This is a genomic window from Zobellia russellii (genome assembly GCF_044597075.1).
GTDB lineage: Bacteria > Bacteroidota > Bacteroidia > Flavobacteriales > Flavobacteriaceae > Zobellia > Zobellia russellii.
The window spans coordinates 1,778,965-1,801,316 of sequence record NZ_CP139000.1; the positions used below are offsets into that span (position 1 = coordinate 1,778,965).

Annotated in this window: 12 protein-coding genes; 11 read left to right on the forward strand and 1 reads right to left on the reverse strand. The window is 41.1% G+C overall.

The window, feature by feature from the left end:
* The first annotated feature begins 1 nt into the window (after position 1).
* From SJY45_RS07155 to SJY45_RS07205, 11 genes are all read left to right on the forward strand, one after another.
* A complete protein-coding gene (locus SJY45_RS07155; protein ID WP_400073823.1) occupies positions 2-1,375 on the forward strand; it encodes an FGGY-family carbohydrate kinase in 1,374 nt (457 codons plus the stop codon).
* Positions 1,376-1,384: 9 nt separating this feature from the next.
* Positions 1,385-2,545, forward strand: coding sequence for an alpha-hydroxy-acid oxidizing protein (locus tag SJY45_RS07160; protein ID WP_400073824.1), 1,161 nt, complete (start codon positions 1,385-1,387; stop codon positions 2,543-2,545).
* Position 2,546: 1 nt separating this feature from the next.
* Positions 2,547-3,962, forward strand: a complete 1,416-nt coding sequence (locus SJY45_RS07165; RefSeq protein ID WP_215441578.1) for a cytosine permease — start codon at positions 2,547-2,549, stop codon at positions 3,960-3,962.
* 555 nt (positions 3,963-4,517) lie between these two features.
* The gene (locus tag SJY45_RS07170) at positions 4,518-7,568 is read left to right on the forward strand and encodes a SusC/RagA family TonB-linked outer membrane protein (RefSeq protein ID WP_400073825.1); all 3,051 of its coding nucleotides are present in this window, start codon (positions 4,518-4,520) and stop codon (positions 7,566-7,568) included.
* 11 nt (positions 7,569-7,579) lie between these two features.
* Positions 7,580-9,163 carry a RagB/SusD family nutrient uptake outer membrane protein gene (locus SJY45_RS07175; protein ID WP_215441580.1) on the forward strand — a complete coding sequence of 528 codons (1,584 nt, stop codon included), beginning with the start codon at positions 7,580-7,582 and terminating at the stop codon, positions 9,161-9,163.
* A 677-nt stretch (positions 9,164-9,840) separates the two neighbouring features.
* Positions 9,841-12,933, forward strand: a complete 3,093-nt coding sequence (locus SJY45_RS07180) for a SusC/RagA family TonB-linked outer membrane protein (protein WP_400073826.1) — start codon at positions 9,841-9,843, stop codon at positions 12,931-12,933.
* A gap of 12 nt (positions 12,934-12,945) precedes the next feature.
* Positions 12,946-14,544 (forward strand): RagB/SusD family nutrient uptake outer membrane protein, encoded by a 1,599-nt coding sequence (locus SJY45_RS07185; protein WP_303406806.1) that lies wholly within the window; start codon positions 12,946-12,948, stop codon positions 14,542-14,544.
* 23 nt (positions 14,545-14,567) lie between these two features.
* Positions 14,568-15,281, forward strand: a complete 714-nt coding sequence (locus SJY45_RS07190) for a hypothetical protein (RefSeq protein WP_400073827.1) — start codon at positions 14,568-14,570, stop codon at positions 15,279-15,281.
* A gap of 234 nt (positions 15,282-15,515) precedes the next feature.
* Positions 15,516-17,252 carry a sulfatase gene (locus tag SJY45_RS07195; RefSeq protein ID WP_400073828.1) on the forward strand — a complete coding sequence of 579 codons (1,737 nt, stop codon included), beginning with the start codon at positions 15,516-15,518 and terminating at the stop codon, positions 17,250-17,252.
* Positions 17,253-17,339: 87 nt separating this feature from the next.
* Entirely contained in the window at positions 17,340-18,773 is a 1,434-nt protein-coding gene (locus SJY45_RS07200; protein WP_400073829.1) for a cellulase family glycosylhydrolase, read from the forward strand.
* Between the two features lie 42 nt (positions 18,774-18,815).
* Positions 18,816-21,578, forward strand: a complete 2,763-nt coding sequence (locus SJY45_RS07205) for a glycoside hydrolase family 78 protein (protein ID WP_400073830.1) — start codon at positions 18,816-18,818, stop codon at positions 21,576-21,578.
* A gap of 131 nt (positions 21,579-21,709) precedes the next feature.
* Here the strand turns inward: SJY45_RS07205 and SJY45_RS07210 are convergent, their stop codons facing one another.
* On the reverse strand, positions 21,710-22,348 hold the full coding sequence (locus SJY45_RS07210; RefSeq protein WP_215912354.1) for a gluconate 2-dehydrogenase subunit 3 family protein: 639 nt from the start codon (positions 22,346-22,348) through the stop codon (positions 21,710-21,712).
* Between the last annotated feature and the right edge of the window lie 4 nt (positions 22,349-22,352).

Consider the following 22,352-nt stretch of genomic DNA (forward strand, 5'->3'; position numbering starts at 1 on the left):
CATGAAAACTAAAGTAACGGCGGTATTCGATATCGGGAAGACCAACAAAAAGTTCTTTCTTTTTGACGGAAACTTTCAGGAGGTGCACCGTGAATACGTACGTTTTGAAGAGATAACCGATGAGGACGGCTACCCTACCGAAAACCTCAGGGCACTGGAGGACTGGGTAAAGGAAACTTTCGATAAAATCCTAATTTCCAACGAATTTGAAATAGAGGCCTTGAACTTTTCCTGTTACGGCGCCAGTTGGGTACACATGGACGAAAACGGGAAACCGCTCACGCCCCTCTACAACTACATGAAGCCCCTGAACGGGGATATCCTTGATTCATTCTATAAGGAATACGGGCCCGAGGACGAACTGTCAAGGGTCACCGGATCCCCAAAACTCGGCATGCTCAACACCGGTATGCACCTCTATTGGCTGAAGAGGACCAGACCGGAAACCTTCAAAAAAATAAGGTACTCCCTGCACCTGCCCCAATACCTGAGCTATCTGTTCACCGGGGTCCCGGTAAACGAATATACGAGCATCGGGTGCCACACCATGCTCTGGGACTTCGAAAAAAAGGACTACCATTCATGGGTCTATCAAGAGGGCATCGACAAGAAATTACCGACACTGGTGTCTTCCAGAAAGACCGTTCCGGTCGACTATAAGGGCAGGACGATCAAAATGGGCGTTGGCATACACGACAGTTCCTCCGCCCTGTTGCCCTACATCAAGAGCGCCAAAAAACCTTTCATATTGGTCTCCACGGGCACATGGAGCATTTCCATCAACCCTTTTAACCGGGGGATGCTCAGTGAAGACGATATCGGGAACGGCTCCTTGTTCAACATGAGGATAGACGGAAGTCCCGTAAAGGTTTCCCGCCTGTTCCTGGGCAACGAGTACAAGCTACAGGTAAGGGCGCTCGCGGAGCGCTTCAACGTATCCCCAGACGCCCATAAGCAGGTGGAGTTCGATCAGGATACCTTTTTCGAGATCAACAAGGATTTCGTGCACATGTTCAAATGGGACACCATGTCCTCTGCGGACATGCCCGAGAGCACCTCGATACCCTACGACAGGTTCGAGCATGCCTACCACCAGCTGATGCTGGAACTGGTACTGCTCCAGGAGAAAAGTGTAAGGGCGGCGATGGGAAGTTCCGAAATAGGCCAGCTTTATGTGGACGGGGGTTTTAGCGACAACAAGATCTACATCCAGCTCCTCTCCCATTACATGGGGAACATGAAGCTCAGCACAACGGATTCATCGTTGGGGTCCGCCCTTGGGGCCGCGATCGTTATTTCCGATACGGAGCTGGAGCCCTCGTTCCTGGACAAAAACTACGCTATCAAGAAACACCGGCCGTTCAGCCTAAAATAGACCCATCTTATGAACAAGGAATTCAACCCCGCATATCCTTCAATGGACGATTTGAGAAACAAGGCCATGAAACGCATACCCAGGTTCGCCTTTGAGTACCTGGACGGTGGCTGCAACGAGGACGTAAGCATAGCAAGGAATACCTCGGACATCCGCAAGGTACAGCTACAACCTAGGTACCTGAGGAACCAGGGGACCGGTTCGACCAGGACCAAAGTTTTGGGAATGGAGTTCGATGCCCCGTTCGGGATAGCCCCCGTTGGGCTCCAGGGACTGATGTGGCCCAATTCGCCCGAGATATTGGCCAGATCGGCGTTCAAGAACAACATACCCTTTATCCTGAGCACCGTTACCACGATGGATATAGAACGGGCCAGCGAACTGACAGAGGGCAATGCCTGGTTCCAGCTATACAATCCCGCAGAAGATGCCCTTCGCGACGATATCATAAACAGGGCCGAGGCCGCCGGCTGCCCCGTACTGGTACTGCTCTGCGACGTGCCCACCTTTGGCTACAGGCCGCGGGACATCCGCAACGGGCTGGCACTGCCCCCGAAAATGTCGTTGGCCAATATCCTGCAGATTCTGAGCAGGCCCACTTGGGCCATGAACACCCTGAAATACGGGCAGCCCACTTTTGAGACCTTGAAGCCCTATACGCCCGAAGGCCTCAACCTGAAACAGTTGGGACAGTTCATGGACAGAACCTTTTCGGGACGGTTGAACGAGGAAAGGATAGGGCCCATCCGCGACAGATGGAAGGGGAAACTCGTGCTCAAGGGCGTGGCATCGGAACAGGACACCCAGGACGCCATTCGCATGGGGTTCGACGGCATCATCGTTTCCAACCATGGCGGAAGGCAGCTGGACGCCGCACAGTCCACCATTAGTTCCCTTGCCGAGATAGCAGGGAAATACGGTGACCGGATAGAGATCATGATGGACAGCGGACTGCGTTCGGGTCCCGATATCGCAAGGACCATGGCAAGCGGGGCTAAGTTCACCTTTATGGGAAGGTCCTTCCTCTACGGGTGCGGGGCACTGGGAAACAAAGGCGGCGACCACACCATTGCCATGTTAAGGACCCAGTTCAAGCAGGTCATGGACCAGCTATGCTGCGAACGCGTAGAGGACCTACCTAAACATCTTATTCAACTAAACAACCAATAGTATGAGCCAAAACCATCACGAGGAAGAAATAATTGAGGAAATAGCAGGGGGAGAATTTGAAAGAGAGCCCGTACCCACCTCCAAACTAAAGGGGTGGAAAAGCTTTTTGGGAATGTATGCGGGAGAACATGCCGCAGGAACCGAATTTATGATTGGCCCACTGTTCTTAACTGCAGGTGTCAGTGCCTTTGACCTGATTGTAGGGCTTCTTATAGGTAACCTGCTAGCCGTACTGAGCTGGAGGTTTCTTACTGCAAAAATTGCCGTGGCAAACAGGCTAACCCTCTACTATCAATTCGAAAAAATATGCGGTAAAAAACTGGTCATAGGTTATAACCTGGCCAACGGTATCTTATTTTGTTTTCTTGCCGGCGCCATGATAACCGTTTCGGCCACCGCCGTGGGAATCCCCTTTGATATGGAAATGCCAAAATTGACCGATACCACACCTAACGGCGCTACATGGGTCATTATCGTAATCCTTATTGGAGCTGTAATCTCGCTCATTGCCTCAAAAGGATACGATACCGTATCCAAGGCCGCCAATTATATGTCGCCCATAATTGTACTGGCCTTCTTGGCTTCAGGTATTGTAGCCTTAAATCAATTGGGCGTAAAGAGTTTCGCCGATTTCTGGAATATATGGGGAGAAGGTTCAGAGCCATTCCCCGGACAGCTTAAGTACACCTTCTGGCACGTGGTTATCTGGTCTTGGTTTGCCAATGCCGCCATGCATGTGGGCATGTCCGATCTATCTGTATTCAGGTTTGCAAAGAATGCTAATGCGGGATGGACCACTGCCGCAGGTATGTATGTGGGCCATTACATGGCATGGATTGCGGCCGCACTACTCTATGCAGTCTACCTAAAATCTCCAGAAGCACAAGCATTTCTCTCCAATGGTGAGGCTCCACCAGTGGCACCAGGTCCTTTAGCCAACAACGCTATAGGCATATTCGGTATCATAGCGGTGGTACTCGCCGGATGGACCACTGCCAACCCTACAATATATAGAGCAGGCTTAGCTTTCCAGGCCATCCTACCTAAACTGTCCACCTTCTGGGTAACCATCATTGCCGGGACCATTGCAACCATAGCCGGGCTATTCCCCGCTTTTGCTATGAAACTCCTAGGATTTGTAGCTCTGTACGGCTTTATACTCGCACCCTTTGGCGCCGTTATTGTTTTTGAGCACTTCTTCCACAAGCAGGCCGGAATAGTTAAAAACTATGCTGAGATTGCCAATATCAAGTTCAACAGATCCGTATTTCTAGCATGGGCTATCAGCTTTGGATTATTTTATTTTATTTCAATTCAATTTGATGTGTTCCTTTCATTCGTGACCCTTCCTGCATGGCTACTCTGTGGGCTACTCTTCTTACTATTTAGCAAGAAGTTTCAGAAGACAAATCTTTAGGCATACCCGGATAGAATTCTTCAATACAATTTTAAAAATTAGCAGCTACATTAGAATCATGTAGCTGCTAATTTTTTGCTTTGTCACTCGTTTTACATCTCCTATTATAATACATAAAATAGCCCTCAATATACTTTAGCATAACCCTATATTTCCACATTAATTTCCTCTCTATTCTGGCATACGGAAAATCAAAAATAACTCAATTAAATCCATAGAACAGTTTTTCCAATACATACTACCATTCAACATTTAAGGCTTTCCATGTACTTGTACACAACTACGTATTTCTTAAATTCTACACCATTATTCCTCATCCTTTAATACTGCAAACGAAGGAGGTATACATTCGTTCAGAAAAAGAGTAAAAAAGTACAAAACACCTTATTTACAGCATAGTACAGGTAAGTTAACTCATCCCGTTAACATAATATTGTCATGTTGTTAACAAAAGATTAAGAGTCATATTTTACCTCCAAATCAGCTCTAATATACGAGCCTTCTATTGCTTAAAAAACTTAACACCAATCGATTTAAACTCAAAAGGGAAAAGAAATGAAAGAACCTAATTTAAAGAAAATGAAATGGTTATTGACACTGTTTCTATTGAACATTGCTAGCTTTTACGCTACTGCACAACAAACCAATGTAACCGGAACGGTAACCGATGTACAAGGCGTACCTATTCCCGGAGTAAACATTGTGCAAAAAGGGACATCAAACGGTGTTGTATCCGATTTTGATGGTAACTATACGATTAACCTTAATGATGGGTCTGATATTTTAATATTCACCTACATAGGATACCGGAGCACGGAAGAAGAAGTTGGTAACAAAACTATAGTAGACGTAACCTTGAGCGAAGATACCCAAGCCCTGGACGAAGTTGTGGTTATTGGATACGGTACACAGCGAAAATCGGATTTGACCGGTTCCGTTGCATCCGTAAGTTCCGAAGACATTACCCAAGTACCATCTTCACGTGTAGATCAAGTACTCCAAGGTAGAGCCGCCGGTGTACAAGTTACCCAAACTAGTGGTGCGCCAGGGGCAGGTACCGTAATTAGGGTTCGTGGAGGAAATTCAATCACAGGAAGCAACGAGCCTCTTTGGGTAATAGATGGTATTGTAGTAGGAACCAATTTTAACCTCAACAATATTAATGCAAATGACATTAAATCCATAGAAATTCTAAAAGATGCATCTTCTATTGCCATTTATGGCTCAAGAGGAGCAAATGGTGTGGTGTTGGTAACTACTAAAAATGGTGCTGGAGCCGGATCAGGAAAACCGCAGGTTAGTGTAGGCTTATATACCAGTATGCAAATGGTACCTGAACAACCTGATATGCTTACCCAAGCAGAACAAATAGCGTTTACAAATGAAAGTGCCCGGTTCAGATCGGCCGCAGAGCCATTTCCTAACGCCCCATCTAGCTATCCGGATAATGACTGGTACGATTTGCTAATGGACCCATCTCCTATCTACAATGCGGATATTTCTATTGCCGGATCATTTGAAAATGGGAACGTAAACTATTACAACTCATTAAATTTTTTCGATCAAGATGGTATTATAAAGAGTTCTGGAATACAGAAATATATTTTCCGCTCAAATTTAGACATTAAGCTAAATGAAAAACTAAAAACAGGGTTTCGCATTAACTATTCTAGGATAAGTCAAGATAACGGAGTGGTAAGTTTTGGAAACGCCTTTGCCATATTACCCACTCAACCTATTTATAATGATGACGGAACTTTTAACGGTTTTGATGAAGTTATTGGTACCCCTTTCTCCAACCCAATAGCAAATATTGCTTTGAATACAAATGAAACCTTTACCAATAATCTATTGGCCACGGCCTATTTGGAATACAAACCATGGGAAAATTGGATGATCAGATCTACATTTAGTCCAGAATTCAATAACACCAAGCAAAATAGGTTTATCTCTAGCCAAAGTCCGGATTTACTTATAGTAGATGATTTGGGTAGAGCAAGTGTACGCACTGTTGCCAGTAACGGTTGGAACAATGAGAACACAATTCAATACCAATCAGATTTTAGTGAAAACCACAACTTAACCTTACTTGGTGGCGCTTCGTTTCAAAAAGTATCGACCGAAGTTACCGAAGCAGAAGCATTTGGTATTACTAGCGATGCCGTTGGATTCAACAATTTAGGTTTCTCCGATCCTACAAGATCTGTAATTAACAGTGATTATACTGGATTTCAGATTGCATCATTTTTTGGAAGAATCAACTATTCTTATAAGGATAAATACCTTTTCACCTTAGTGGGAAGAACAGATGGTAGCTCTGTATTTGCTTCAGGAAACAAGTATGAATTTTACCCTTCTGTGGCAGGAGCCTGGAAAATAAGTGAAGAAGGCTTCATGCAAAACCAAAGCTTTTTTAAGGATTTAAAGCTGAGAACAAGTTATGGAAAGTCTGGTAATCAAGCTATTGGTCCATATAGAACCCTAGGGTTATTGACCGAAGCTAATACGACCCTGAACGGTTCCGAAATTCCTGGATTGACCCTAGGAAGACCTTCCAACCCCAGTTTAAAATGGGAAACTACCACTTCTTTTGATATTGCCTTGGAAGCATCAATGTTCGGTGGTGCTCTATTTACGGAGTTTAACTATTATCAGAAAGAAACAAACGACTTACTGTTAGACGTTACCATTCCTAGACAGACCGGTTTTACCAGCCAATTGCAAAATGTTGGATCATTGGAAAATAAAGGATGGGAACTTCTTGTAAACTCCAAAAATATACAAAATGATAACTTTAGCTGGAACTCTACCTTAACATTGTCATCCAACAAAAACAAAATATTAGATCTTGGCGGCGTTGATTTTATAGATGTTACAGTCGATGAAATTTTGGGATCAGGAAATACACGCCTTATAGTAGGCCAACCGGTTCCAGTCTTTACGGGAGTAAGGTATTTGGGAACATGGAAAAGTCAGGAAGAAATTGATGCTTCTGGCTTAACTTCTCCCCAAGTGGTTGGTGGATCCAGATTTGAAGACTTAAATGGAGATGGTATAATTTCAACCGAAGATAATGTTGTCTTGGGAGACCCTACCCCAGACCTGATTTTTGGACTACAAAATACATTTACCTATAAGAACTTGGACTTTTCCTTTCATTTTCAAGGAACTAAAGGCAATGAAGTATTCAACCTAAGAACACGTAACCACTACTTTAACCGTGGAGAAACCACAAAATTTGGAGACTTACGTAATCGTTGGACAGAAAGCAATACTACCTCAGATATTCCAAGAGCTGGTGCGGACTCTGTAACCAATACCCCTAGTAACTCGGAATATGTAGAAGACGGATCGCATGTACGACTTAAAACGGCAAGATTGGCATATAATTTTCCAATGGATAAAATGGGATGGGGAGACACAGTCAAAAACATGAGTCTTTATGTTTCCGGAAGTAACCTATTACTGTTTTCCGATTTTAGATTAATAGACCCTGAGACCAGTAGTTTTGGGAGAAACGGTCTGGGTAATATAGCCCAAGGATACTCTAATGGAGAATATCCTAATCCGCGAGTTGTAACACTTGGTCTAAACGTAACTTTTTAACAACAACACAGATGAAAACAAAAACTATAATTTTATATGTCTTAGTAATCTTCTCAGGATTTAGCTGTGAGAAGTTTTTAGAAGAGGAGCCAAGAGCCCTTATTGCCCCCGAAACATTCTTTGCTTCGGAAAACGACGCAAGACAGGCTGTGAACGGTATATACGCAATTCTAAAGAACAACTCTATCTACGGGCAAGTAGGTCTAGATCATTTTTATGACAATGGTGCAGATATAATTGAGCCTAACCGTGCCGCTGATTTTGTAGAGCCTATTGGCAATTACTCCATGAATGAGGCATTGGCAGATGTTTCCGTTCAAAAAATGAGTGTTTCGGATACTTGGAAAGATTTGTACAGAGTTATTTTCAATACGAATATCATAATTGAAAGAGTAACGGGTAACGATGCAATATCCCAAGAAGCACAGACCAATATAATTGCCGAAACTACATTAATACGTGCTTTATGTTATTGGCATATTACCAATCTTTGGGGAGACGCACCATATTATACCGAAGCATTACCGCTGGACGAGGTTAGAGTTTTAGGTAGAACAGATGAGGCTACGATTATTAGTGGAGTCATGGCTGATTTAGAGTTTGCACAAGCAAACTTACCCAGTTCCTATAGCGGTGACGATAGCGGGAGAGCCTCTAAGTGGGTAGCAGCCATAATAGCTGCAAAAATCTACATGAAACAAAAAGACTGGAGACCTGCGTTGGATAAGTGTTTAGAGATTATTAACCAGTCAGGCCATTCATTATTGCCTACTTATGAAGAAGTTTTTGACCCCTCAAATGAGTACAATGCAGAGATTATTTGGTCCTTGGATTTTGCCAAAGATATTAGAGGCCAATTTGAAGAAGGTACGGTAAGGGCCGATGGTAGTTTACCTAGTGTTTTTGGTAACGGAAACTGGAGGCCAAGTATGTTTAGTCCTCGTCTTAGAGACGAACCAAAGAACTCTAGTGAACGTGCTGCATTGGCGAGTGCTCTTTCTGCCAATGGCGAAGCTTTTAACGGAACTGGTTTACAAGTTGCATCAAAAGATTTTGCCGAAAAATTTCCTCTTAACGATTTAAGACGGCCTTTAAATGTGATGGACAATTATTTAGGGTTTGAACTTAACTTCCCTTACATGCCAAAAATCTGGAATTTAAACACATCTGATTCTCCTAGGTTTAATCACAAAGACAATAGGTTAATATTTAGGTTGGCCGATGTCTACCTTATGGCGGCCGAATGTGAAAATGAACTAAACGGCCCTGCAAATGCATATCAATACATTCATGCAGTTAGAGAGCGGGCTTATGCTACACAAGCTGAATGGGAGCTTGTAGGACTCAGCCAACAAGAATTCAGGGAAGCCATTTATGATGAGCGTAAGTGGGAGTTAGCGGGTGAGGCCCATAGACGGTACGATTTGATAAGATGGGGAATTTTAATGGATGTAGTCCAAAATTTGGAATACCGTTTCTGGCAACCTAATCTGAATATTAAACCTTACCATGTATTATTACCTATTCCATTACAAGAATTACAAATAAATCCTGCGTTATTGGAGTCAGATCCAACCAACAATGGGTACCGATAAAACATGAGCACTGTTTTACATTGTTGACAATTTTTTTTTTGAGTTGTTTTGAGTTAGTTGGTAAGAGGGGCAAATTCATTTTGTCCCTCTTTTTATGCGCCTTTTTTACTGTATTTACACACTTTAAAACTCGAAAAGAGCATTTTATATCTATTGGCAAGCGGAAATATAATCCGCAACATTTTGATATTAATGTGTAGAAGAAATGCAACGGCTCCATACCCATTCCAGAAAGGAACTGCACAACTCTATTCATACGCTTTGGAGAACATTTTCATCAATCTTGGGATACCCAGCAATCAAACGTTATCACTCAGACCACAATCGGGAAAAGCACCAATTCCTCCTACAATACACTTAGCCTAAATTTGTATTAGACTATATCCACCCCCAAATCAATAACTTAAATTTTACCTTAACCATAAATATTATTTTCTCGCTGTTATAGATGGTACACAATAATACTTCAAAGGGGTAAAAACGTACAGAACTGCTGAATTTCAGCATGGTACAGGTAAGTACTTTTAATCCAAATAAGTATCATTGGTCAAGCGAATTTAATGGGAAAGGGAATATAGTTCTCTCTTAATAGGCGCCTAAGACCTGGTAGTAAAACTAAGACTGCTTCCTCCCCTGTTCGATTCAAACAAATACTCAACAAAACTAAATTTAACGAGATGAAAAGAAACTTTCACGAACATTTTAAACGCTTTTTGGCTCTGTCCATAATGTTCTTGGCCAGTTACTATGCCAGTGCCCAGCAAAAGACGGTCACTGGAACGGTAATTGCTGCGGACGGCCTGCCCATACCAGGTGTGAACATTGTACAAAAAGGCACTAACAACGGATCGGTATCCGACTTTGATGGCAATTACAGTATTAAACTTTCCGACGGCAGTAAAACTCTAGTATTTTCCTACATAGGTTATAAAACCGTAGAACGATCTTCTAGTAAAAAAACGGTAATAGATGTTACTCTTGAAGAAGATTCACAAGCTTTAGATGAAGTAGTTGTAATTGGTTACGCTGCAGTTTCTCGCGAAAAAGTACTAGGTGCATTGTCTTCTGTAAAGTCTGAAGATATTGCCCAAGTCACCCCTACCAACGCTTTTGAAGGGGTACAAGGTCGTTTAGCGGGAGTTCAAATCGCATCAAACAGTGGCCCTGGTGGTTCTTTTGATATTAGAGTAAGGGGAACTTCTACCTTTAGCGCTGGCGGTACGGGTCCTCTTTATGTGGTAGATGGGCAGCAACTAGATAACATAGATAACATTGACCCAAATGATATTGCCTCCTTAGAAGTGCTAAAAGATGGAGCTACTACAGCTATTTACGGAACAAGAGGAGCAAATGGTGTAGTACTTATAACAACCAAGTCGGGAAAATCGGGGGAAGTAAACGTAGACGTAAATGTTGTAACAGGAATCAATACCTTAAACGGTGCAATTCCGGTATCCAATACAAGACAGCGCTTATTTTATGAAGATGTACGAAGAACACCCCAACAAAGGGAAACCCCTGCCGGTCGTGATAGGGATTCACTAAGCCTATTGGTGAGAAATTCTGCTGATTTGCAAGATTTAATTACAAAAGCCGGCATCCGTAATCAAATAAATGTTTCACTAAGTTCTGGCAGCGATAAATTAAAAGCCTATTGGAATACAGGATATTTAGAAGAGGACGGTATTGTCCTTAACAGTGATTTTAAAAGAATCAACACTAGATTTAAATTAGACTTTACACCAAGTAAAAAACTGACGGTGAGTACTTCATTTAATGGGTCTTTTGAAGAGCTTAACGGTTTAAGCGAATTTCAGGTTTTTACACAACTGGTGCAGCGTATTCCATATTACCCACTCTTTCAACCTGATGGCACTTACACACCTGATTTGTTCAGTAGACAAAACCCACTGGCAGAAGCTGAACTACGTACCCAGAAACTAAGAACTTGGCGAGGTCAAAGTTTTAATTCCATACAATATAAAATTACCCCTTCATTTTCCCTAAAATCTACACTGGGTCTAAACTTTAGGCTAAGAAGAGATAATATATTTTCTCCATTATTGGTATTGAGTAGAAGAGCAGTAAATGCAGAGGGAAGTTTTCGAGATCGAATAGATTACGACATCCAGCAAGAAAATTTCATGAACTACAACAACACTTTTGGAAAACATAGTGTATCAGGGTTCGCAGGTATGCAGATTCAGCGTCGTTTTGGAGAGAATTTTGGTCTTAACAGTACTGAATTTGTCTCTGAAGACATTAGGACATTTAATAATGCCATACCGGAAGACCTTGCAATCAATGCTGGGCAAACCTTCAACTCCCGAAGTAATCTGTTCTCTTTGTTCGGAGGGTTTAATTACGATTTTGACAACCGCTATCTCATAAGTGGTACTATAAGACGTGATGGTTCATCCCGTTTTGGTGACAATAAAGAATTTGGTTATTTCCCATCGGGTTCAGTAGGCTGGCGTGTTAGTAACGAGCCTTTCCTTAAGAATAGCGGTGTTGTTAATAATTTACTTATAAGAGCTAGTTATGGTGAGACCGGTAACGACAGGATTGGAGATTACGATTTTGTTTCGGCATTTTTACCAGGAGCCATTTATAACGACGTAAGTGGAGTTTCTCCTACTAGGCTCGGTAACCCGGAGTTAAGCTGGGAAAGCACCAACCAAACCAACCTTGGTTTTGATCTTGGTATGTTCAAGAACAGGTTAACGTTTACATTTGAAGCTTGGAGAAAAGATACCGAAGATTTGTTGGCAACCGTTCAATTACCGGAAGAATCTGGCTTTAACGGTATTCGCCAAAATGTTGGAGCCGTAAGGAACCAAGGGCTTGAGTTTAATCTTAGCGGTACCATATTAAGAACAAAAGACTTTAGTTGGAACAGTAACTTTAATATCACTATCCAAGAAAATGAAGTTACCAAATTAGCAGGAGGCACTCCTTTTAGAAGCGGTGATTACTTAATTGAGGAGGGACAGCCAATTGGTAACATTTCAGGATACAAAAACCTTGGTGTTTACCAATATGACGAGTCTAATGCGTATACCGATGCCGGCTTACAGCTTACACCTAATTTTAATGCATCCGGAGATTTTGAGAATTATACCCTAAACGGCCAGAACTATACGGGTAATGTTAACCAAATGAAAAATGGAGGAGCTACCCCACAAGGTGGAGACATCATATGGGAAGACCTAGACGGAGATTTTAATATTACTACCGAAGATCGCCAGACCATTGGAAATGGACTACCTACAACTTTTGGTGGTTTCTCCAATGATTTTAAGTACAAAGAACTGAGTTTAAGCTTCCTTTTGGATTACACCTTTGGTAATGACGTTTGGAAAAGATGGGACGAAGAACGTGATGATTTAAACAATAGTGTAGAAACTCCTGGTCCTTTTCGTATTGACGGTGCTTGGCAGAACCCAGGAGATGTTACCGTTTATCCTAGATTGACCCGAGTGGCACAGAACCGGGAAAGACCCAATAGCTTTTTTGTTGAAGATGGAAGTTTCATAAAACTAAGATTTGTTCGTCTTGGGTACGAGTTGCCAAAATCAGTTTTGGACAAAATGAACATCTTTAAAAAGTGTGCATTCTACATATCTGCCAATAATCTGGTTACTTGGACAAATTACACAGGATTTAATCCAGAATTGGGAACACGCGGTAATCCACTGCAACCAGGTAATGATGGTTTAAGATTTCCAAACGACCGTGAAGTAATATTAGGCTTAAATCTTAAATTTTAAAATTAAGAAACAATGAAATCTATATACACACATAAACATATACTAAAAATAGCCTTGGCTACTTTGGTTGTTTCATTTGCACTATCGTGCGACGATTTGGTAGACGAATCACCAATAAGTGAAATTAACCCAAATGGTTTTTTCAGGACCAACAAAGACGCTTTAGGCTCGGTAATAGGTACATATGACGCCATGCAAGGTGCCGTGAGGCTCCAACATTTTTATTGGGGCGAGTTCAGGGCTGACAATTATGACCTTAATGAAGCTGCCAATCCAAATAACGCGGAACTTGCCAATAACAATGTAACCCAAGGAAATAATCAAGCTTTGGACTGGGGCAACTGGTACGATATGATCAATAGAGCAAATTTTGCCATTTCACAAATTCCAACTATACCAAATTTTGACGCCAACTTATTAGCGGAGGCACAAGCCCTTAGAGCTTTTGCCTATTTTCAAGCCATACGTGTTTGGGGCGATGTTCCTTTATTTATGGAGCCCACAGCAAGTGCCGAAGACATAGAGGCATTGGCCAAACCTAGAACGGATGCCAACACTATACTAAATGAGGTTATTATACCGGACATGTTGGCCGCTGAAGAAAATTTCACAATAAACAGATTAACCGATCCCTATAGGTTTTCCTTAACGAGCCTGTGGTCTCTACAAGCTGAAGTTTATGGTTATCTAGGCAACGATGAAGCCGCTCGTGAAGCACTTTTAAAAGTAGTGAACAGCAATAGGTTCAGTTTGACCAACACCCCGGAAGATTGGCAAAACCTTTTCCTGAACGACAATGGTCTAGAAGGCGATCAAGCAGGGCCGTTAAAATTCCAAACCGGTCCGGAATTGATTATGTCAGTTAATTATAACATTACAGAACCTGCCGGTGGAGGCAATGTAAACAGATCTGGAATTTTCAGCCTCTTTTTTGCAGGTGTACCCTCTTATTTAATGTCCACAAATTTAGAGAACAAATGGCGTGAAAAATTCCCTGTAGATTCTTTAGAGTGGGTTACAAAATATCCGGACACAGAACCCGCATTAGCAGAAACTATCATTATTACAGATGAAAACGGTACAGAAAGAGACTCTCTTGTTCCAATATATGGAGACTATCGCTTCTATTTTTCTAGAGAGGGAGGAACAGATTTAAGTGTGAGAGAAATTGGAGAGGCCAGAATGGCCAAATACAATAAGTCCAATTATAATGTTCAGTTTGATGATACGGATATTGTTCTATATAGATATTCCGGAACACTTCTGTATTTAGCCGAGCTGGAAAACAGGTTGGGCAATGATGCCAGGGCCTTAGAGTTGGTAAACGAAATCAGGACCGCCCGACAGCTTCCTCTTGTAGATGCAATGGAATTTGGAGTTTCCGTTGAAGAAAGGGAGCTTTTCATTCTAGATGAGCGTCAATTGGAGTTGTTTGGAGAGGCCCACAGATGGTGGGACCTTATACGAACAGGAAGAGCTATCGAAATTATGAACCCTATTTTAAGTAGTTCCGAAGAAGGAGTGCCATTAACAGAGGAGCGTTTGTTTCTACCGGTTTTTGAAGAACACTTGCTAGAAAATGAAAATCTGGAGCAAACTCCTGGTTATTAAACTGAAAACATAAAATTAAAAAAATGAAAAGTATACATATTCTTAAAACTTGGATCATTCTAAGCATAGTTTGCCTGTTCATAGGTTGCGACCTTCCTGTTCAAGAACGCTTCGTTTTTGAACCCGAAGTGGATATAGTAGATCCGTTTGCAGAAATTACAGCTTGGGAATTCATAAATTCTGGCCGAGCATTGGAATTGGATGATGAAGGTGAATTAATAGGTGATAATTTCAACTATCTAAAGGCCGCAATTGAAGCTGCCGATATGGTTGATGAATACAATTCAGCCAATAATGAACGAACCTACCTTCTTCTCAATAACAACTCCTTCTTAGGAAATGGAGACGTCATAGATCTTATAACCGGTTCCGAAGAAATTGAGGAAGGAGAAACTCCTGAAGAAATAATGGCAAGGGCAGACTTAGATGTCTTACGATTAATTCTAAAGTATCATATCGTTACTACCTACATTACCCAGACCAATGTCTTATTAGAAACGGATGTTAGCGTTAAATTCCAAACCCTTATACCCGGTGAAGACGGTGCGATCTATATGAGACGTAACGCCCTGTGGAGCATACAAATAAACCAAAACCCGGTTCCTTTACCCAACTCGGCATTTGGAGGAGGTAACAACGAAACGGTAAGGAACCATAATTACGTATTCAATAATGGAATAGGTCACAGCCTTAACGACCCAGTTAGGAATAGGCCCTACCCTGCTCCAAACAACTAAACACTATCCATTAAGCACCCCACTATTCAAAAAATATCCTCTGGTCTATTTGTATGTATTCCGGAGGGTATTTATCCTAATAAAGTTCTTTAAGGAGTTTTATTGACAGACGGGTACAAACCATATTTACCCTTAAATCAGCAGGACTTCTCTCTTTTACAAAAAGAAGCCAATAAAAAATTAAACAATTTTTTTCCTAGACTGGGGCTGATTTCTTAAAACCAAAAAATCCAAATGAAAATAGAAAAAAACAAAATAGGCCTGATTATTTTAGTTCTATCCATGGTGCATTCCATAAACTTTTGGGGACAAAAATCAGCAGACCAAAATCGTGACAAACCTAATATTATTTTCATATTAACGGACGATCAGCGGTTTGATGCTTTGGGTTACGCAGGTAATGAACTCATTTCCACCCCGGAAATGGACAAATTGGCCAAAGAAGGTACCTATTTTAAGAACGCTATGGTCACCACGCCTATTTGTGCGGCAAGCCGGGCCAGTATCCTTACTGGGCTTTACGAACGTTCACACAACTACAATTTTAGTACAAAGAAAATTCGTGATGTATATATGCAAAATTCCTATCCTAAAATTTTAAAGGATAACGGATACTATACTGCCTTTTACGGAAAATATGGTGTACGCTATGATGGACTCAAAAAACAATTTAACGAGTTTGAATCTTATGACCGTAAAGATAAATACCCGGACAAACGTGGGTATTACTACAAAACAATAGGTAAGGACACAGTACACCTTACCAGATATACGGGTCAAAAAGCAATTGATTTTATAGATTCAAAAAATAGCTCTCAACCCTTTTGCCTGTCACTTAGTTTTAGTGCGCCCCATGCGCACGACTCAGCCAAAGACCAATATTTTTGGCAAGACGAATCGGATAAACTTCTTAAAAACACAATCATACCACCAGCAAAACTCTCTGATGACCTATACTTTAAATCACAGCCAGATTTTGTTAAATCCGGTTTTAACAGATTAAGATGGAGATGGCGTTATGACACACCTGAGAAATACCAGTATAGTGTTAAAGGATATTACCGCATGATTTCCGGCATTGACCGAGAAATAAAAAAAATTAGAAAAGAACTAAAAAAGAAAGGGCTTGATAAGAACACAGTCATCATTCTAATGGGTGATAACGGATACTTTTTAGGAGAGCGCCAAATGGCCGGTAAATGGTTGTTATATGATAATTCACTAAGAGTTCCACTGATTGTTTTTGACCCACGTGTAAAAAACCAGAAGGACAGTAAAGAAATGGCCCTTAACATAGACATTGCACCTACAATTTTGGATTTGGCAGGAATTCAAATTCCACAAAATTGGCACGGTAAAAGTCTTATGCCCGTTGCCACAAAAGAACAAACCAGTTTGAAAAGAGATACCGTTCTGTTTGAACATCTCTGGGAATTTGAACATATACCACCCAGTGAAGGGGTACGCACCAAAGAATGGAAATATTTCAGGTATGTAAATAATATGTCGCTCGAAGAACTGTATCATATAAAAAACGACCCACAAGAAACAAAGAACCTAGCTAAAGACCCAGAATTTAAATCCGTTTTAGAGAAGCTAAGGACCAAGTGCAATGCACTTATAAATGAAAAAAGTGATACTTATTTCAATGGTCCTACAGCATTAAAGGTCAACATTACAGAAGCTCCACAATCTATACCCGAATTTCAATGGCAGGTACCCACTAAAAACTTTGAACAAACCTCCTATCAAATTTTATTGGCTTCCTCAAAGAAAAAATTAGACCAGAATATAGGTGATCTATGGAACAGTGGCCAAGTAATCCAAAAGGTTGCCAAAGCTTATAAAGATGGAAGAATATATCTAAAAGATGGCCAAACGTACTTTTGGAAAGTGAGGGTTTGGGATCAAGAAAATAGGTTCTCCAAATATTCAGAATGTCAAACCATTCAGCTTAATGGCTCCAAATAAACACGTGGCTATTGGCATAAGAACATTTATTAAACAGGATAGTACAAGATAGATATCACTATCCAAGAACGTATTTTACCTCCGAAAATGAAAAATAAATTCCAAGCTATATCAAATAAAAAAATTGTTGGGTTACTAGCATTGCTCTTAACCTCTATGACCGCAATATCTCAAATTAAACACGGACTTAGAGATGATTCCGGCAGGCACGTTATTACACGAGGTTTTGTAATTAACACTAACGACCATAAAGGAGAAGTTTTTTTTGATTCTGACGATTATAAAAGAATGGTGCGTATGGGCGCCAACGCTCAGGTCATCCGTTTAGAGTTGGGCAAGTTAAGTTCCTTTCCTGGTGGAAGCCTAGACCAAACGTACTTAAAAAAACTAGACTCACTTGTTTCCCTAGGAAGAAACTCTGGCATGAAAACTGTCTTTAAGCTAACAGTCTACGGGGTTACCAGATTTTCATGGGAAGAGTTTTGGACAAACAAGAAAAATGAACACCAAACCTATATTAACGCTTGGAAAGTAATTTGGAAAAGATATGCGAACGATACCTCTGTTCTTGGCTATGACATTGTAAACGAGCCACGAAAATTGACCATGAATATTTCCTATGAGGATTTGACCAATACGTACTTAATACCATTATATCAAAAAATTATAGACGAAAGCCATAATATAAATCCTGATAAAAAGATATTACTCCAATCCATTTTCATGAACAAAGGAGAAGGAATTGACAATAATCAATATGCAGAGATAACGGCACCAGTAAATCGGAAAAATATCATTTTCGCACCGCACATTTACCAAAACAAAATAGATTTCATCAAGCCTGTTATGGATAGGTTTGATAGGGAATCTGACATGCTTGAAGCGCCAATTTTAGTAGGTGAATGGGGCTTTCCCACCTTTGCAACTACAGACACTCTTACATCTGGTCACCTTGGCCAATTAGAGTACAGGGAGCTTTACATAAAAACAGCGGAAGTTTTTGACCGCATGGGAATAGGTTCTATAAAAGCTTGGTTTTTAGGAAACCGAAGCATGCAAAACTTCCTTCCTGGCGGCCCATCTACATGGGCGATTTTTAGTGATGAAACGGATGCGGGAACAGTAGAACGAAAATATATTACTGACATTATTTCAAGACCTTTCCCCCAAGTAATTGCCGGAGATATACAATCATTCTTATACAATTTTGCGACGCGTACACTCAATTTAAAGATAAAATCCAATAATAGTAAAGGAGCCTCTAAAATTTTCATTGGAGCAGACCGGCATTACCCTGATGGTTTCTCCATTATTATCAACGATGATTTTATACTGTATCACAACCCATTAAAAAACATAGGTCTTGAAGTCTACAAATCTCCTGAAAACGGAAATCCATCCGATTTTATTTGGGACGACTATAGCCAACAATTGGTAGTGCTAAAATGGCCTATGGATAATTCCATGCTGAACATTAAAATTGTACCGGGTCTTCGGAATTTTGAACCAGAGAAAAACTAAAATACTAATCAACTCAACAAGAACAACTCAAACTCGCTGAAAATGAAACACAAGACAGAGATCACCTCTTTACTCCTTATTATCCTAACCATGGGACTAACGGCCTTCAGCATAAAAAAGGCCCAGGTGTACCAGCTAGTTACAGAATACAAAACCAACCCTATTGGTATTGACGTCCTCAAACCTAGATTAAGTTGGCAATTGAACTCAGACGAGAGAAATGTGATTCAGACAGCTTATGAAATTCGCGTAGCGGACTCAAAGGTTAATCTGCAAGAAGGTAAAAATCTTATGTGGACTTCAGGAAAAGTTGAAAGTGACCAATCCGTAAACGTAATCTACGAAGGCCCTAAACTGCAATCTATGCAACGAGTATATTGGCAAGTCCGGGTTTGGGACAACAAAAACAGAGCTTCGGCGTGGAGTACTCCCGCCTATTGGGAAATGGGTATTTTAGACAAAGCCCTATGGACTGCATCGTACATTGCTATGAACGACATTACTGCAGAAAAAAAATCACATCCGTCGCAGTACTTTAGAACGGAGTTCCAAACGAATAAAACCATTGTTTCGGCCAAGGTACAAGCCACTTCTTTGGGAGTCTATGAACTTTACCTTAACGGGGATAAAGTAGGTAAAGACCTTTTTACACCTGGCTACACTACCTATAACAAAAGGTTGCAGTACCAGACCTACGATGTAACGAATATGCTGAAAGACAATAATGCCATAGGTGCGATTGTAGGCGATGGTTGGTATAGAGGAAACATAGGCTGGAAAGGCGATTATGCCTTTTACGGAAACCAACTTGCCCTTTTAGTACAATTACATATAAACTATGCCGATGGAAGTAGTGAAACTATAGTAAGTAATGGTGATTGGAAAGCATCTTACGGCCCTATACTTGAATCTGATATGTACAATGGTGAAAAATACGATGCCCGATTAGAAATGGACGGTTGGAATCAAAACGGATTTGATGATAGTAATTGGAAAAAAGTGGAAATATTAGACCATTCCAAAGATATTCTGGTAGCGCCACAAGGACCTCCGGTAAGAGCAACTGAAGAAATAAAACCCAAAAAGCTAATTACCACCCCCAAAGGAGAGTTGGTATTGGATTTAGGACAAAACATAGTGGGCTGGGCCAGAATGAAGGTTAAAGGTCCTAAAGGCCATAAGGTGACCCTTAAATTTGCGGAAGTCCTTGATAAAGATGGTAATTTTTACACCAAAAACCTACGAGCAGCTCAGGCAACAGACAGCTATATTTTAAAAGGTGAAGGAGAAGAAATTTTTGAACCACATTTTACTTCCCATGGTTTTAGATATATCCAGGTCATAGATTACCCAGGCAACCTAAATCCTGACGCTATTACAGGAATTGTGATTCATTCGGATATCACGCCTACCGGAAGTTTTACAACTTCAGACCCAATGATCAATCAATTACAGAGTAATATTCAATGGGGACAACGAGACAACTTTTTAGATATTCCTACGGACTGTCCACAGCGCGATGAACGAGCGGGTTGGACAGGTGATGCTCAAGTTTTTAGCATGACTGCTGCTTTTAATTTTGACGTAGCTACATTTTATACAAAATGGTTAAAAGATTTAGCATTGGACCAGCACGATAACGGATCCGTGACCAACGTAGTACCCGACATTTTAACGGGAGGAGAAGGTGTTAGTGCCAAAGGTGGCGCCACAGGCTGGGCAGATGCTGCGGTAATCATTCCGTGGACGGTTTACCAGTCTTATGGGGATAAACGTATTTTAAAAGAGCAATATGCCAGTATGAAAGGTTGGGTAGATTTTATGGCTCAGAAATCAGGTGAGGACTATTTATGGAACGACCCCAAGCATTGGCATTGGGGAGACTGGTTAGCCTATAATGCGGACAAACCCGATTACAATGGTTCCGTAACCGAAAAAGATTTAATTGCTACCGCCTATGCTTATTATTCCACATCACTCTTTAGCAAAATAGCCGAAGTATTAGGTAAGACCGAAGACATTGAGAAATATGCTCAGCAAGCCAAAAACATAAAAAAAGCTTTTGTACAGGAGTATGTTACCCCAAACGGGCGTTTGGTCTCTCACACGCAAACAGCTTATGCAATGGCCCTTTCCTTTGATCTGATTCCTGAAAATTTAAAGAAAAAATCCGCTGAATACTTCGCTCAGGACGTGAAAAAATTCGGGCATTTGACTACAGGGTTTTTAGGGACTCCCCTACTCTGCACAACCCTTTCCAAAATAGGACGCGATGATTTGGCCTTTATGTTACTCAACAGAAAGGAATTTCCATCCTGGCTATATCCAATAACCATGGGAGCCACTACTATTTGGGAACGATGGGACACGCAAAAACCCGATGGGACTATTATTGAAGGTATGAACAGTTTTAATCACTATTCGTACGGTGCCATTGGAGAATGGCTTTATACCCATGTAGGAGGATTGAGAATAGACCCTAAAAAACCAGGTTATAAACACATCATATTTGACCCTCACCCAGGTGGAGGGTTGACAGCTGCAAAGGCTGAATTCATATCCCTTTATGGAAAAATAAAATCTGACTGGGAGATAAAAGATGGCGAATTTCATTATGAAGTAACCATACCCGCTAATACTACCGCATCTGTAACGTTATCGGGAGCTACACTAGAAAACATTAAGCTAAACAGCGCTAAGTTAAAAGCCGAAATGCAAAAAAACTTAAAGCAAACACAGCAAGGTGTACAGCTTGAACTGGGTTCAGGAACTTACCGCTTTTCGTATCCTCAACCGGCTAAATAAAATTACCCATTACTATTTGGGAAGAACAACAAAGCCCAGCTTTTAAAGCTGGGCTTTGTTGTTCTCGGATAAATGTGGCAATAAGTTGGTACTAAAAATGTAATTGACCAAGATATGGAGCATAAAGAAAGTTACAAAGACCAAGCTCTGCCTCCCGATACTTCCTGTAAATCTACACATCCTTTTTGCGCGCCCGGAATAGGGTCATAGGCCAAGACCTCTTCCCCAATAATTTTACTGACTTTAAAAGCTTCTATTCCCCTGTTTCGTAATGAATTCAAAACAAAAAAATTAACCGCATCATCGGATAGTAGTTGAGCTCCCTCCTTTTCGGAGGCAGCTACCTCCATATTCCATTTCTTTTTATTCTCGGCATCAGCCTTAAAATAATGGGCCACCCTTTTTTCTATATCACCTTCCGTTAAATCAGTTGAAACGTTCTTTCCAGATTTTTCAAGGGTTGTAGACAAATACTGCTCTACACCTGCTTTAAATGCAGTTTTTTCTTTTTCCGTAGATATAACATCTAGATAGCCATCTATAAATTGGGCCAAGTTCAAATCTGTTGCTCCAGGCACATCTGGAGTCTTAGGTATCATTACCTCTAAGGTCTTTGAAACAATATCAGCTTCATCGGGTGAAAAAAATACAGGGTTCCATGAAACCTTTTTTTCTTGGGTACAACTTTGAATAAGTGTGACTACGGCAGATGACATGGTTAAGGAACCTAGCGATAACCCAATGTTCTTTAGTGCTTTTCTTCTTTCCAAAACA

Excerpts from the sequence above, each read along its gene's own strand:
- SJY45_RS07185 (WP_303406806.1), top strand. The coding sequence starts at position 12,946 with ATGAAATCTATATACACACATAAACATATACTAAAAATAGCCTTGGCT.
- SJY45_RS07160 (WP_400073824.1), top strand. The coding sequence starts at position 1,385 with ATGAACAAGGAATTCAACCCCGCATATCCTTCAATGGACGATTTGAGA.
- SJY45_RS07195 (WP_400073828.1), top strand. The coding sequence starts at position 15,516 with ATGAAAATAGAAAAAAACAAAATAGGCCTGATTATTTTAGTTCTATCC.
- SJY45_RS07200 (WP_400073829.1), top strand. The coding sequence starts at position 17,340 with ATGAAAAATAAATTCCAAGCTATATCAAATAAAAAAATTGTTGGGTTA.
- SJY45_RS07180 (WP_400073826.1), top strand. The coding sequence starts at position 9,841 with ATGAAAAGAAACTTTCACGAACATTTTAAACGCTTTTTGGCTCTGTCC.
- SJY45_RS07155 (WP_400073823.1), top strand. The coding sequence starts at position 2 with ATGAAAACTAAAGTAACGGCGGTATTCGATATCGGGAAGACCAACAAA.
- SJY45_RS07205 (WP_400073830.1), top strand. The coding sequence starts at position 18,816 with ATGAAACACAAGACAGAGATCACCTCTTTACTCCTTATTATCCTAACC.
- SJY45_RS07170 (WP_400073825.1), top strand. The coding sequence starts at position 4,518 with ATGAAAGAACCTAATTTAAAGAAAATGAAATGGTTATTGACACTGTTT.
- SJY45_RS07165 (WP_215441578.1), top strand. The coding sequence starts at position 2,547 with ATGAGCCAAAACCATCACGAGGAAGAAATAATTGAGGAAATAGCAGGG.
- SJY45_RS07175 (WP_215441580.1), top strand. The coding sequence starts at position 7,580 with ATGAAAACAAAAACTATAATTTTATATGTCTTAGTAATCTTCTCAGGA.
- SJY45_RS07190 (WP_400073827.1), top strand. The coding sequence starts at position 14,568 with ATGAAAAGTATACATATTCTTAAAACTTGGATCATTCTAAGCATAGTT.